Below are 13,041 nucleotides of genomic sequence, written 5' to 3'. Positions count from 1 at the left end.
AAAGTGGGGGACCACAATGCCGAGGCCACCCAAGTGCCGGCGGGTAGAATTTATACCCGGGATCACTTATTTTAAACCGGCAGCAGTACCTTTACGCCAGCTGGAAGAAGTTGTCCTGGCAGTGGAAGAACTGGAAGCCATTCGCCTGAAGGATATAGAAGGCCTGGAGCAGGAAGACTGCGCCGCCAGGATGAGGGTCTCGCGGCCAACTTTTTTCCGTATCCTTAACGCAGCCCGGGGTAAGGTTGCCGATGCCCTGATTAATGGTAAGGCTATCCGGGTGGAGGGCGGGGTTTACCGCCTGGCCGGGCCGAAGGCCCGCTGTGAGGAATGTGGCCATGAATGGGAACCAGAAACGGAGGGAACAGAAACCTGCCCCAGCTGTGGCAGTGCAGAAATCTCCAGCCCGGCTTCCGGCCCGGGACGGGGCCGCTGCCGGCGCCACGGCTGGCAGGGGGGGATTGACCCTGCAAAAAAGTAGGATGATTGCTTTTTTGAGGCCATCTCAAGCCTGTATAATTAGCTCAGCAAGGTTGTTTTTGTAAGCGTGGGTGGGGGAGGCTGGTCCTTCGCTAGATCCCTTTCTTAACCTTTTTACCAGTTATCCTGGTTTGGGCCTGTGGCTTTGTTAAAGCAGGAGTTTCTACTCCGGCAGCTTTACGGATCATTATGTCGAGTGCGCTGGCCGATATGGCCGGCGAACCGGCATTGATCCGGGGCAGGGCCAGGGGATTGCTTTTCTGGGCAATAGCGCCTGCCTGGGTAGTAAAAATAAAATTAAACCCGGCCCGGACGGCTGCCTGTATGGCCAAGTGGCTGGCTGCGCCATAGGGCAGGGCCAGGGCACAGACCGGTTGCTGCAGGTGAGCCTCAATTTCCTCCCGGGAGCGGGCCAGGTCCTGGTAAACCATATTCATAAAATCATCCGGGCTTTGATCTTTTAAAGGACCGCTCAGGAGGGGGCCTTGATGGCCGTTAGCTAGAAGACCGTAGCTATGCAAATTGTAAGTATGAGACTGGGTGATAAACCCGGCGGCTGCCATTTCCCTGGCTTCCTCCCAGCCATAATGCTGGAGATGGCCTAATTTTTGCCCTGCATAGCCGGCAATGGCAAAGGAAACGGCCGGCATCTGCCTCTCGCGCAGCTCGGGCAGGGCATACTGGTAGACGCTTTCATAGCCGTCGTCAAAGGTAATAAGAACGGCATTATCAGGAATAGGTCCACCATTTAGAAAGTCGCGCAACTGGTCCAGGCTGATGACCCGGTAACCCTTTTCCCGGAGCATATCCAGGTGGTGGCGAAAGCGTTGCGGGGAGATAACTAACCCCGGGACTTCCTGGTAATCAATATGATGGTAGATGAGAACGACGACTTTATTCTGGTAAATAATCTTTGCGGGGTTCCCGGTTGTAGCAGCCAGGGCCGGCGTTATTGTTGCGGTTTCCTTTGTTACGGATACGGGCGTTGTTTCTGGGCCAGCAGTTTTTATCGAGGCGCTGCCGGCGGTATTTACTTCCTGGTCCGGGCGGCGGGAAGAAGATTTACCGTAAATAACAGTTAAGGACAAAAACAAGACTACAGCCGTCACAACGGCGGCAATTTTTTTCACCCCTGGCCCCTCCTGCAAAAATACGGCCTTTTTACGGGCTTTCTTTCCTTACCCCATTGGAGAGCGGCCTGCCGCTCAAGCCAAACGTCTTAGCCAAATTTTTTTCATAATTCGCCGGTAGGCAGTTAACCCCTTTGGCGTGGCTCCTGGGAAAAAGTCCTTAACTATTTTATCACATCCGGGTGGTACTGGAAGCCATCTGTAAAAAAATTTCCGAGGCGCCGGTAGAAAATGTGGCCGTTATATTAGGCCGGTTTCTTTTCCGGGTGATGTTGCCAGAGGGAGATAAGTACCCCGCCCAGGGCTAAAATTATACCTATAGCATGATACCAGGCTAGCTTTTCCTTAAGGATTAAAGCTGCGAGGGCAATAGCAAAGAGGGTGGTTAAGTTGTTGAACATGGCCACCGGTCCGCAGCCAAGGCGGTTGATAGCCTCAAAGTTAAGTAACAGCGCCAGACCGGCAATGATACACCCCATATAGATAAGTAATAGCCATCCCTTCCAGGGCAGGTACCAGCCTTGGTGGACCACCTCCCACAGAGCCCCAGGAAGCAGGAAAAGGGTACCAAAAAAGAGGCTCCAAGTACTGGTAATGATTGCTGGATAGCGCTGCATCATTTTTTGCACCAGGATATTAGACAGGGAAACGGCAATAACATTAGCCAGGAGAACCAAATCAGACGATTGGAAGCGTAAAGTTAGTATGCGTTCAAGGGAGCCCTGGGCAGATACCAGGGCCAAGCCAGTGAAGGCGATTATAATTCCCGAGATTTGGTAACGACTGGGCTTTACGTGCCAGCCCATGGCTAGCAGGACCAGGGTAACGGCTGGGAAGGTCGCAATGATTATGGCGGCATTAATTGCCGGGCTCTCTTGCATGGACCAGGCAAAGGTACCATAGGCTACACTGATCCCAAGAAAACCTACTATAGCCAGATAAGGCAGGTCCTGGAGGTGCGGTTTATGGGGTTCCCGCCAGGCAAAGGGTAGCAGTATTATAAGGCCCAGTACACCCCGTATGGCGGACAGGGCCATGGGTGGTACCATGGGGGCCACCAACCGGCCGGCTATAACATTGCCCCCGTAAAGGAAAGTAGCGAGGAGAATGGCTCCATAGCCCAAGTGGCGAGATCTTTTGTTGTGATGACAGGAAACGGTTAGCCCCTCAGTTTCCTGGCATAAAGCCATACTTATGTAACCTCCGCAAATCAACTGGTAGCAATCCTATATTAGCATAGCACCGGGGGCAGGTGACAGGCAAAGTTACCCTGGAGGGGTTGACGACCGAAAAACGGCCTGGATAACTGACTGACGGGAAAAACTTCTCGCTAGAGCAGCGTACCAGTAAGTTAGAGCCAAACGATAGCAAGTATAAAACGTTCTAAGTTCAACCGCCTAATACCCGTGAGTAATCGAGGTGGTCGGTGCACATATTCCGGACCACCTCGATTATTAATAGGGTGTTGACTTGGTAGCAGCTCAAATTGCGGTATGCGCCGGCACTTTACCTCGGGGACAAATTCCTTCTGCAGCGCTCCGGGAAGGAAGGCAGCGTTAATTCGTCTATAAAAAGCAAAAGACCAAGGCTTTCACGCCTTGGTATTATTGGTGCCGAAGGCGGGGGTCGAACCCGCACGGCCTCGCGGCCACCGGATTTTGAGTCCGGCGCGTCTGCCAGTTCCACCACTTCGGCCCATTCGCTATATCATTTTAACATAGACTTCATATTCCTGCAAGGCCTAAAAGGATAAAGGAAGAGAGATGTCGAATAGGAAAGAAGCTGGAAGGTGGTGGCAGCCGTGGTGCCGGATGAGGAATTGCTGGCCCGGAGCCAGAAGGGCGATATGGAGGCCTTTACCCTCCTGGTAGAGCGTTACCAGAAGATGCTCTACACCATTGCGTATCGTTTCCTGGGCAATCCCGAGGATGCCGGTGATGCCGCCCAGGAGGCCCTGGTGCGCGCCTATAAAAACCTGCCGGGCTTCCGGGGCCAGTGTTCCTTTAAAACCTGGCTGCAGCATATCATTGCCAATGTCTGTCGCGATGCCTTGCGCCGCCTCAAGCGGCGGCCCACCCTTTCCCTGGAGGGCCTGCAGGAAACAGAGGGGGTACCCTGGGAACTGGCCGCCGGGGAAGCAGTCACTTCACCGGAAGAAATTATCCTGGCCAGGGAAGGGGAGGACCATTTACATAAATTAATCCAGGCTCTCATGCCGGAATACCGCATGGTAATCATCATGCGGGATTTGCAGGGCTTTAGCTATGAAGAGATAGCGGCCACCCTGGGCTGCTCTGTGGGGACGGTAAAATCCCGCTTGAGCCGGGCGCGGCAGTTTTTACGGCAGCACCTGGTACGGGAAAGGGAACATTTTGCGAAGCAAAGCGTCTATATAAGCAAAGGGGGTGAGGGGCGGTGAACTGCAGCCAGTACCGGGAACTCCTGTCACCATATCTGGACGGCGTCCTGGCGGTAACCCAGCGCCGGGCCGTGGAGAATCACCTGCGCCTGTGCAACTCCTGCCGGGAAGAACTGGAGGCCCTGCGCCAGACGGTGAACCTTCTCCAGGCCTGGTCGGAAGAAGAACTGGATTTACCGGCCGGTTTTGAGGAGCGTTTGCGGTTGCGACTTGAGGCGGCCTGCCGGCCCTGGTACCGGCGCTTGCCACAAAGATGGCTTTCCCTGGCAGTAGCAGCAGCCATTGTGGTGGCAGTGGCCATTACGGCCTATGCTGATTATTTCCATTTCCTCCATCCATTCCAGGTGAGGGAAGCAGCACCTACGGTTACGCAAGGAGAACAGGGACAAGTTAAAGCTTTGCAGGCCCCGGTGGCCCCAGCGCCAGCAAGGGATTTCTCTATGATAGTTACAGACCAAGAAAATAAACCACCAGCACCAGCAATAACCCCCTCGCGGGAAGAATCCCGGCCGGCGCAGCCCCAAAGGCGACAGCCGGCGAAGCCCCCCAAACCCCAGCCAGTTTTCAATAGCAGGGAGAGAAATCCGGTTGCCCAGGCCAGTACCAATGTTAACTCCCGGGGACAAAACCTTGATGCGGCATTAGGAGAGAACCTGCAGGTAGGAGAGGGACAAAAATTACCTGGTGAACAGGTAACTGGTCCTGAGGACAAGCAAGCCCAAAAGCAAATTACTCCAGGGGTTAACAGGCCGGAAGTAAATAAGGAAAAGAATGAGGCCACCCTTGATGCCAGGATGTCCTCGCAAAATAATATTGAATCAGCAGGTATAAACCAATCTTTGACAGTACCGGCAAAGGTATATAAGGAACCAGCCCTAACCGGCATACCGGAAGTGCTTTCCAGACCACCCTTACCTTAAGGGTGGTTTTTTGATGGTTGGCCCCGGCAACTTAGCCGCAACTGGTGAAAATAATTGCCACCGGAAACATAAAAAGATAAAATATAAGCAGCGTTTTTAATAAAGAAGGGTGACGGATGCCCGTAAAAAGAGCAAGATTACTCCTGGTAGACGGCAACAGCATTATTCACCGGGCCTTTCATGCCCTGCCACCGCTCCAGACAAGTGCAGGCGTCCAGACGAACGCCGTTTACGGCTTTGCCACCATGCTGCAAAAGGCCTTTGACCTGGTGGCGCCGGACTATGTAATCGTAGCCTTTGACCATAGCAAGGTCACTTTCCGCCACGACCTTTATGATGAATATAAAGGGACGCGTCCTGAGACTGCCCCGGAACTCAGGCCCCAGTTTGCCCTCGCCAAACGCCTCCTGGCAGCCTGGAAACTGGCAAGCTGTGAAGTAGAAGGGTTTGAGGCCGACGATCTCATTGGTACTTTAAGCCGTAAGGGGGCAACTGAAGGGCTGGAGGTTTTAATCCTGACCGGCGACCGGGATGCCCTGCAGCTGGTAGATGACAGGGTTAAGGTCCTCCTCATGCGGCGCGGCCTTTCCCAGGTGGAATTATTTGACCGGGAGGCCATTAAAAAAGCCTATGGCCTGGACCCCGGCCAGCTCATTGACGTCAAGGCCCTCATGGGTGATGCCTCCGACAATATCCCCGGCGTACCCGGGGTAGGGGAAAAGACGGCCGTGCAGCTGGTCCGCCAGTATGGCGACCTGGAAGGGGTCCTGGCTCATGCAGGTGAGGTCAGGGGGCGGAAAGTAGCGGCCAATCTGGTGGCCTATGCCGGCCAGGCCCGCCTGGCCCGGCAGCTGGCTACCATTCGCTGCGACGTGCCAGTGGAGCTTGATCTTGAAACCTGCCGCCGTGAGAAACCGGACTATGAGGCCGTCCTGGCCCTTTACAAGGAACTGGAGTTCAACAGCCTGGTCAAGGATGTCTTAAAAGCCATGCAGGAAGAAGGGGCGGGGGTGGCGCCTGGAACCAACGTTAAATCCCTGAACCTACCAGAACATGTTACTTTGAGCAGCCTGGAAGAACTGGCTGTACTCGCCAGGCGCCTGGCCGGGGAGCAGGAAGTTGCTATCGAGCTGGCCCTGAATAACGCCAATTATTTAGACGCAGCAGCTTTAGCCGTGGGACTGGCCTGGGAAGGCGGGGTAGCCGTCCTAGATACGGCAGGGGTGCCGGGCGCCGGCCTGGCTGAGGCACTGGAACCGCTGCTGCAGGCAGGGCCCGTCTTTCACGATGCCAAGGCAGCCCTGGTCTGGCTGAAGGAGGCCGGGGCACGGGTTACCGACCCGGGTGGCGACACCATGCTCGCCGGCTACCTCCTCAATCCCACTGCCTCCCGCCATGATTTGCCGGAACTCTGCCTGGAACACCTGAACCTGGCCCTGGTGGATGATGAATCTTTACTGCTGACTATTGCCCGGCGGGCCGTGGCTACCAGGCTTTTGCACCGGGAACTGATTGCCAAATTGCAGGTAGCCGGCATGGAAGAGCTTTACCGGCGGGTGGAACTTCCCCTGACCCGGATTTTAGGCGAGATGGAAAGCTACGGTGTGGCTGTTGACCTGGAAACCCTGGACCTTATGGCTGCCGAACTGGAGGGCAATATTGCCGCCCTGACGGAAGAGATCTATCGCCTGGCCGGGGAAAAGTTTAATATCAACTCGTCGCGGCAGCTGGGGAGCATCCTCTTTGAAAAACTGGGCCTGCCGCCGGTAAAGCGGACCAAGACCGGTTTTTCCACCGACGCTGCCGTGCTGGAAGAACTGGCCGCGAAACACCCCATTGCCGCCAAACTGGTAGAATACCGCCAGCTCACCAAGTTAAAGTCCACCTATGTGGACGGGCTGAAACCCCTGGTCAACCCCCGGACGAAGAGCCTCCATACAACCTTTAACCAGACGGTGACGGCTACCGGCCGCCTGTCCAGCAGCGAGCCCAATTTGCAAAACATCCCGGTGCGCCTGGAAGTGGGCCGGCGCCTGCGCCGGGCCTTCGTTCCCCATGCCCCCGGCCGCCTCCTCCTGGCAGCCGATTACTCCCAGATCGAGCTCCGGGTCCTGGCCCATATCTCCGGCGATGCCGGCATGATTGCTGCCTTCCGCCGGGGAGAAGACATTCATACCCGGACGGCAGCCGAGGTCTTTGGTGTCCCCTTAAATGAAGTTACGCCGTTAATGCGGCGCAGTGCCAAGGCTGTGAATTTCGGCATTGTCTACGGAATTAGCGATTTTGGCCTCAGCCGCGACCTGGGCATCAGCCGCAGTGAAGCCCACGCATATATTGAGCGTTATTTCCAGCGTTACCCCGGTGTCAGGGCTTACATGGAGGAGGTCGTTGCCAGGGCACGGCAGGATGGCTATGTAACCACCCTCCTGGGGCGGCGCCGCTACCTGCCGGATCTCTTCAGTTCCAACCATACCGCCCGGAGCTTTGGGGAGCGGGCAGCCATGAATACCCCCATCCAGGGCAGCGCGGCAGATATTATTAAAATCGCCATGGTTAAGATTTTCCGCCTCCTGGAGGAGCAATACCCGGCCGCCCGGATGATCCTCCAGGTTCACGATGAATTGATCTTTGATGTCCCTGAGGAAGACCTGCCGGCAGTAGCCACCCTGGTTAAAGAGAATATGGAGAATACCCTGGAACTCCAGGTTCCCCTCCAGGTGGACTTAAAATACGGCCCCAACTGGTATGATATGGAACCCTATGATGGAGCGATAAAAGATGCCGGAACTGCCTGAAGTGGAAACCATCAAACGTACCCTGATCCCCCATCTCCAGGGGCAAACCATTGCCGGGGTAGAGGTTTACCACCCCGGCGTTATTGCTGTTCCTGACGCCGCCACCTTTAGCCATTTGCTGGCAGGTAAAAGGATAACCCGGCTCGACCGCCGGGGGAAATATCTCCTCTTCCACCTGGCGGCCGGCTATTGCTTGGTGGCCCATTTAAGGATGACCGGGCGCCTTATCTTGACGGCGGCGACTGACCCCTTGCTGCCCCATACCCATGTGGTTTTCCACCTGGCCGGTGGTACCACCTTGCGCTGGCTGGATACCCGCCGTTTTGGCCGCCTCTACCTGGGCCAGGAAGACGAGGTAACGGTAACGGCCGGGCTGAAAGAACTGGGGCCGGAACCACTGGACCCGGCCTTTGATGTCGCTACCCTGGCAGCCATCTGTGCCGGCCGCCGCCGGCCGGTAAAACAGGTTCTCCTGGACCAGCACCTCCTAGCCGGGATTGGTAACATCTATGCCGATGAAATGCTCTTCCTGGCCGGGCTGCACCCCTTAAGACCGGCGGCCTCCCTGACAGGGGATGAACTGGTGCGCCTGCATCTGGCCATGCAGGCCGCGCTAGAGCAGGGTATAGCCAATTCCGGCACCTCTTTCCGGGATTACGTCGATGGCCGCGGCCAGCAAGGGAAAAACCAGGATTACCTCCAGGTTTACGGCCGCGCCGGCCAGCCCTGCCGCCGTTGTGGTCGTACCCTGGAGCGGGTAAAAATAAGCGGCCGCAGCACCGTATTTTGCCCCGGTTGCCAGGTTTAAATGACAGGCACGTATCCCACCTTCTACCCGTATATTACTGTATAGAGCACAACAGGGCAAAGGGTGGGATAAATTACCATGTTGCTGGCAACGCTACTTTTAGCCCTGGCCGCCAGCCTGGATGGCCTGGGTGTGGGGCTTTCCTATGGCCTGAGGAAAATTAAGCTGCCCTGGCTTTCCCTGGGGCTGATTGCTCTGGTATCCACGGCGGTCAGCGTCCTGGCCATGGCCGGCGGCCACCTGGTGGCCAGGATATTTAATCCAACTCTTGCCGGGCGCCTGGGCGCTGTTATATTATTAACCCTGGGACTGAGCATTATTTTTGAGGCCTACCTGAAAAAAGACGAGCCCGGGGCGGCAGGAGAGACTTTAATAAAATTGCGCCTTCACCGCCTCGGCCTGGTAATCCAGATTTTAAAGGAACCTTGCCGGGCTGATCAGGATTTTTCTGGAAGTATTAGCAGCCAGGAGGCCATGACCCTGGGGCTGGCCCTGGCCCTGGATACCCTGGGGATAGGCTTTGGCGCCGCTGCCGCCGGTTTTTCCCTCTTCCTGACGCCTGTATTCATTGGCTGCTGCCAGCTGCTCCTGGTCCAGCCAGGCCTGGTCCTGGGGCGACGCTGGCAGCCAGAAAAAGCCGGCTGGCGGGGGGCAGCCCTCCCGGGATTAATTTTAATCGCCATTGGACTCTGGCGATGGTAGGAGCAATGTTGATGTTTATCATCGGCCTTACCGGCGGTATTGCCAGCGGTAAAAGTACTGTGGCCGGGATTTTAAAAGAACTGGGGGCTAAAGTCATCGACACCGACCAGGTGGCCAGGGAGGTAGTGCTTCCCGGTGAGCCTGCCTACCGGGACATTGTCGCCGCCTTTGGCCGGGGGATTTTACAGCCTGATGGCCACCTCAACAGGCGGGCTCTGGGCCGGATAGTTTTTAGTGACGCTGCCGCCCGGGAACTGTTAAACGCCATTACCCACCCCCGCATCCGGGAGAAAGTCCAGGCGCAAATAGCGGCTTTACGGCAGGCTGACCCGGAGGCGGTGGTGGTTATTGAGGCACCTCTCTTAATTGAAGCCGGCATGGACGACATGGTGGATGCCATCTGGGTGGTAACCGCACCGGCAACGGTGCGGTTAAAAAGATTGATGGAACGGGACAACCTCTCGCCCCAGGAAGCTGAAAGCCGTCTCAAGGCCCAGATGGGCGAAAGGGAAAGGTTGCGCCACGCCACCCGGATTATTCCTACCGGTGGCGATTTGAGCGCCACCCATGCCGCCGTCCTGGCAGCCTGGCAGGAACTCCAGCGAGCAGGAAGGTTGTCATGAAGAAAGGATCCTGTTGGCAATGTTAAAAACCTGGCGCCGTTACCTGTGGCTGCTGGTACTGGTGGCGCTGCTTTCTTTCCTCCTTCCCCGGGGGGCCCGGCTCCTGTATCCCCTTCCTTACCGGGAAATTATCGTAACCTATGCCCACCGGGAAGGGCTGGACCCCCTCCTGGTAGCAGCCGTCACCCGGGTGGAAAGCAAATTTTATCCCCGGGCCCAGTCCGAACAGGGCGCCCGGGGGTTGATGCAGCTGATGCCGGAAACAGCCAGGCTGGCTGCCGGGCAGCTGGGGTTACCCTACGATCCTGACCGGCTCTTTTCTCCGGAATATAACCTGCGCCTGGGCAGCTGGTACCTTGCTGCCCTCCTGCGGGAATTTGGTGACCTCACCCCGGCCCTGGCTGCCTATAACGGCGGCCGGGGTAACGTCCATAACTGGCTGGAGAGGGGCATCTGGGACGGCAGCAGCCGCAACTTAAGCCAGGTTCCCTTCCCCGAAACCAGGGAGTTTGTCCGCCAGGTGCTCCAGAATTACCGGATATACCGTATCTTATATCCCGGTGTGCGGTAGCAGGTATTTGGCCGTGGAAGCAGAATAATATAGGGAAACCTTTGGCAAAATGAACTTACAGGTCGAGGAGTGGATTTTAATGGCGACGGAGGTCATGGATTCCCTGGCCAAGGTACGGCAGCTCCAGGTAGCACCTGGCAGGCGCTTCTATTCCGCCCAGCATGACGAGATAGCCAGCGGGGCAACTACCGACATATATTTTGTCCGTACTTATGAGATTCTCCAGGCACTGGGTAAGGTTGATACTATTGTTACGGCGGAAATTTTTCCTCGCCGCGCCGGCATCCTCTGCGGCGTCAATGAGGTCCTGAAGTTGCTGCAGGAGAAAAGGGTTACCATCTGGGGGCTACCGGAGGGGAGCACCTTTTCCCCCAAGGAAGTGGTCATGCGGATCCAGGGGCCCTACAGTGAATTTGGCCTCTTTGAGACTACCCTCCTGGGGATGCTGGCCAGTTCCAGTGGCTGGGCTACTGCCGCCCGGGAAATCAAGGAAGCAGCCGGCGAGCATCCCTTTTTCTGCTTTGGTGCCCGCCACGTCCACCCGGCCGTGGCCCCGGTCATGGAGCGGGCGGCCATTATCGGCGGCGCCAGTGGCGCCAGCTGTATTCTAGCAGCCAAACTGGCCGGCCAGGAGCCCCAGGGGACGGTCCCCCACGCCATTTTCCTCATTATTGGCGATACTGTCGAGGGAGCCCTGGCTTATGATCGCCTTATGCCCCCTGATGCTAAACGGACCATCCTCGTCGATACCTTTAAGGACGAAGCGGAAGAAGCCCTGCGGGTAGCAGCAGCCCTGGGGCCAGCCCTGGCGGGGGTACGCCTGGATACCCCCAGCGAGCGGGGCGGCGTTACCCCGGAGCTGGTGCGGGAGGTGCGCTACCGCCTAGATACCGCCGGCTTTAACCATGTGAGGATTTTTGTCTCCGGCGGCCTGACACCGGAGCGTATCCGCGCCCTCATTGAAGCCGGAGCCGATGCCTTTGGTGTGGGTAGCTATATTTCGGGGGCAGCGCCCATTGATATGACTATGGATTTAAAGGAGGTTGACGGCCGGCCGGTGGCCAAGCGCGGTCGCCTGCCCGGAATTATCCCCAACCCCAGGCTGGAAAAACTCAAGTAGAGAACGGTGATCAAGCCGGTCTTATCCTTGACAGGAATACCGTCCAGGGTTTATAATTAACCATGCCAGATGTGCGGCGATGGCGGAACTGGCAGACGCGTACGTTTGAGGGGCGTATGGGTACACCCGTGCGGGTTCAAGTCCCGCTCGCCGCACCAGGATATAACGTGGGTTAATGCCCACGTTTTATTTTTTTACCCTGGCGGGCGCGGTACTCATAAGGCCATCTATCAATCCCGCCCCCCCTGTCAAGTTTTTTTTATCCCCCTTACTGAATATACATTTATAGTGATTTTTGACTTTAGGGGGATGGCCGTGGGCCTGGTAGTGCTGGTAGTGGTTTTACGTTCCCGGATTTTTAAGCTGGGGTTGCTGCTGGCTCTCCTCGGGCTGGTACTGATAGTTATGCCCTTGCGCCAGCAGGTCCTGCCGGCCCTTGCGGCCCGCAGTGAACAGAAGGAATTAAAGGAGCAACTCCATCATATCTTTACCACCCGCGCTCAAAGTCTCGTTAACGGCAATTATGAAGGCTTGAAGGCTTACTACGATACGACGGTTACTTCCGGCCTTTTTGCCTTAAACCATGAAATCGGCCGCATTAAATATGTCCGGGAATGGGTGAAGGAGCGCCAGGTGATCGTTTCCGGCAGCCAGATGGACCTGGCTATTATTGACGCCGGTAGTGAAGAAGGCAAGGGCTGGGCCTCTGTATCCCAGCATATCATCCTTAACTACCACCACCAGGGTGAGCCGGAAAAAACAATCAACCAGATGGGTGTCAGGACTATTCACTGGGTAGAGCTGGTGAAGCGCGACGGCCAGTGGTTAATTGCCCGCGACTGGTACTGGGACCCCTTTGAGGCTGACAACCTGGACCCGGACATTACTCCAGGTACAGCCAGGTGTTCCCGGGAGGTGGCACCGCCGCCGCCGGGTAAATACCGCCGCCAGGCGGCCGTCAGCTATGCTGACCGTTACAGCGGCGTGCGCCTGGGCCCCGGTGACGGCCGCTATAACCAGGCTTACCGGGACTTTACAGGCCTGGGCGGCGATTGTGCCAATTTTGTTTCCCAGGTGTTAAGCGACAAAAATGCCGGCGCTATACCCCGGGACTGGGTCTGGAATTACCATAACGGTAACGGCAGCCAGGCCTGGGTACAGGCCGAGGCCCTGGTCCATTACCTCCTGGACAGTGGCCTGGCCGTAAGAATCATGCGGGGTAATTTTGAGGAGGTTACCAGGACTTCAACCACCTACCCCCAGGGGGCCGTCAATGCCCTCCAGCCGGGGGATATCATTGCCTATGAAGAAAAGGGCGAGATCAGCCATGTGTCGGTGGTTGTCGGCCGGGATTCCGCCGGTTACCTCCTGGTCAACAGCCATACGGCTGACCGCGCCCGTGTCCCCTGGGACATGGGCTGGGACAGGCGGACGATCTACTGGCTACTGCAGGTGGTCTATTGACCCTTGTTT

The 13,041-nt window shown here is 56.7% G+C and carries 12 protein-coding genes and 2 tRNA genes; 11 read left to right on the top strand and 3 right to left on the bottom strand.

The window, feature by feature from the left end; genetic code table 11:
- Positions 1–16: 16 nt before the first annotated feature.
- Positions 17–481, top strand: a complete 465-nt coding sequence (locus MOMUL_RS12300; RefSeq protein ID WP_062285283.1) for a DUF134 domain-containing protein — start codon at positions 17–19, stop codon at positions 479–481.
- A gap of 91 nt (positions 482–572) precedes the next feature.
- Here the strand turns inward: MOMUL_RS12300 and MOMUL_RS12295 are convergent, their stop codons facing one another.
- The 3 genes from MOMUL_RS12295 to MOMUL_RS12285 all read right to left on the bottom strand — a co-directional run bounded on the left by MOMUL_RS12295 (position 573) and on the right by MOMUL_RS12285 (position 3,305).
- Positions 573–1,610, bottom strand: coding sequence for a polysaccharide deacetylase family protein (locus MOMUL_RS12295; RefSeq protein ID WP_062285282.1), 1,038 nt, complete (start codon positions 1,608–1,610; stop codon positions 573–575).
- Between the two features lie 245 nt (positions 1,611–1,855).
- The gene (locus tag MOMUL_RS12290; protein WP_062285281.1) at positions 1,856–2,800 is read right to left on the bottom strand and encodes a DMT family transporter; all 945 of its coding nucleotides are present in this window, start codon (positions 2,798–2,800) and stop codon (positions 1,856–1,858) included.
- Between the two features lie 418 nt (positions 2,801–3,218).
- Positions 3,219–3,305 (bottom strand) — tRNA-Leu (locus MOMUL_RS12285).
- Between the two features lie 106 nt (positions 3,306–3,411).
- Here MOMUL_RS12285 and MOMUL_RS12280 point away from each other — a divergent pair.
- The 10 genes from MOMUL_RS12280 to MOMUL_RS15870 all read left to right on the top strand — a co-directional run bounded on the left by MOMUL_RS12280 (position 3,412) and on the right by MOMUL_RS15870 (position 13,032).
- Positions 3,412–4,029 carry an RNA polymerase sigma factor gene (locus MOMUL_RS12280; RefSeq protein ID WP_062285280.1) on the top strand — a complete coding sequence of 206 codons (618 nt, stop codon included), beginning with the start codon at positions 3,412–3,414 and terminating at the stop codon, positions 4,027–4,029.
- Complete coding sequence (locus MOMUL_RS12275) at positions 4,026–4,949, top strand: anti-sigma factor family protein (RefSeq protein ID WP_062285279.1); 924 nt, start codon at positions 4,026–4,028, stop codon at positions 4,947–4,949. The genes MOMUL_RS12280 and MOMUL_RS12275 overlap by 4 nt, the downstream gene beginning before the upstream one ends.
- 116 nt (positions 4,950–5,065) lie before the next feature.
- On the top strand, positions 5,066–7,744 hold the full coding sequence (polA, locus tag MOMUL_RS12270) for a DNA polymerase I (protein WP_062285278.1): 2,679 nt from the start codon (positions 5,066–5,068) through the stop codon (positions 7,742–7,744).
- Positions 7,728–8,552 (top strand): bifunctional DNA-formamidopyrimidine glycosylase/DNA-(apurinic or apyrimidinic site) lyase, encoded by an 825-nt coding sequence (gene mutM / locus MOMUL_RS12265; protein ID WP_062285277.1) that lies wholly within the window; start codon positions 7,728–7,730, stop codon positions 8,550–8,552. Before polA ends, mutM begins: the two co-directional genes overlap by 17 nt.
- Before the next feature lie 78 nt (positions 8,553–8,630).
- Complete coding sequence (gene ytaF / locus MOMUL_RS12260; protein ID WP_062285276.1) at positions 8,631–9,254, top strand: sporulation membrane protein YtaF; 624 nt, start codon at positions 8,631–8,633, stop codon at positions 9,252–9,254.
- 11 nt (positions 9,255–9,265) lie between these two features.
- Complete coding sequence (gene coaE, locus MOMUL_RS12255) at positions 9,266–9,877, top strand: dephospho-CoA kinase (RefSeq protein WP_062285275.1); 612 nt, start codon at positions 9,266–9,268, stop codon at positions 9,875–9,877.
- Between the two features lie 19 nt (positions 9,878–9,896).
- Positions 9,897–10,448: a lytic transglycosylase domain-containing protein gene (locus tag MOMUL_RS12250; RefSeq protein ID WP_062285274.1), complete on the top strand. Its 552-nt coding sequence runs from the start codon at positions 9,897–9,899 to the stop codon at positions 10,446–10,448.
- Between the two features lie 79 nt (positions 10,449–10,527).
- Positions 10,528–11,568, top strand: coding sequence for a nicotinate phosphoribosyltransferase (locus MOMUL_RS12245; protein WP_062285273.1), 1,041 nt, complete (start codon positions 10,528–10,530; stop codon positions 11,566–11,568).
- Positions 11,569–11,641: 73 nt separating this feature from the next.
- Positions 11,642–11,726 (top strand) — tRNA-Leu (locus MOMUL_RS12240).
- A 157-nt stretch (positions 11,727–11,883) separates the two neighbouring features.
- Positions 11,884–13,032, top strand: coding sequence for an amidase domain-containing protein (locus MOMUL_RS15870; protein WP_169802203.1), 1,149 nt, complete (start codon positions 11,884–11,886; stop codon positions 13,030–13,032).
- Positions 13,033–13,041: the final 9 nt, after the last annotated feature.

The sequence above is a fragment of the Moorella mulderi DSM 14980 genome (assembly GCF_001594015.1).
Lineage (GTDB): Bacteria > Bacillota > DSM-521 > Neomoorellales > Neomoorellaceae > Neomoorella > Neomoorella mulderi.
Note: the sequence above shows the minus strand (reverse complement) of the source record. Positions and strands in the feature narration are given on the sequence as shown.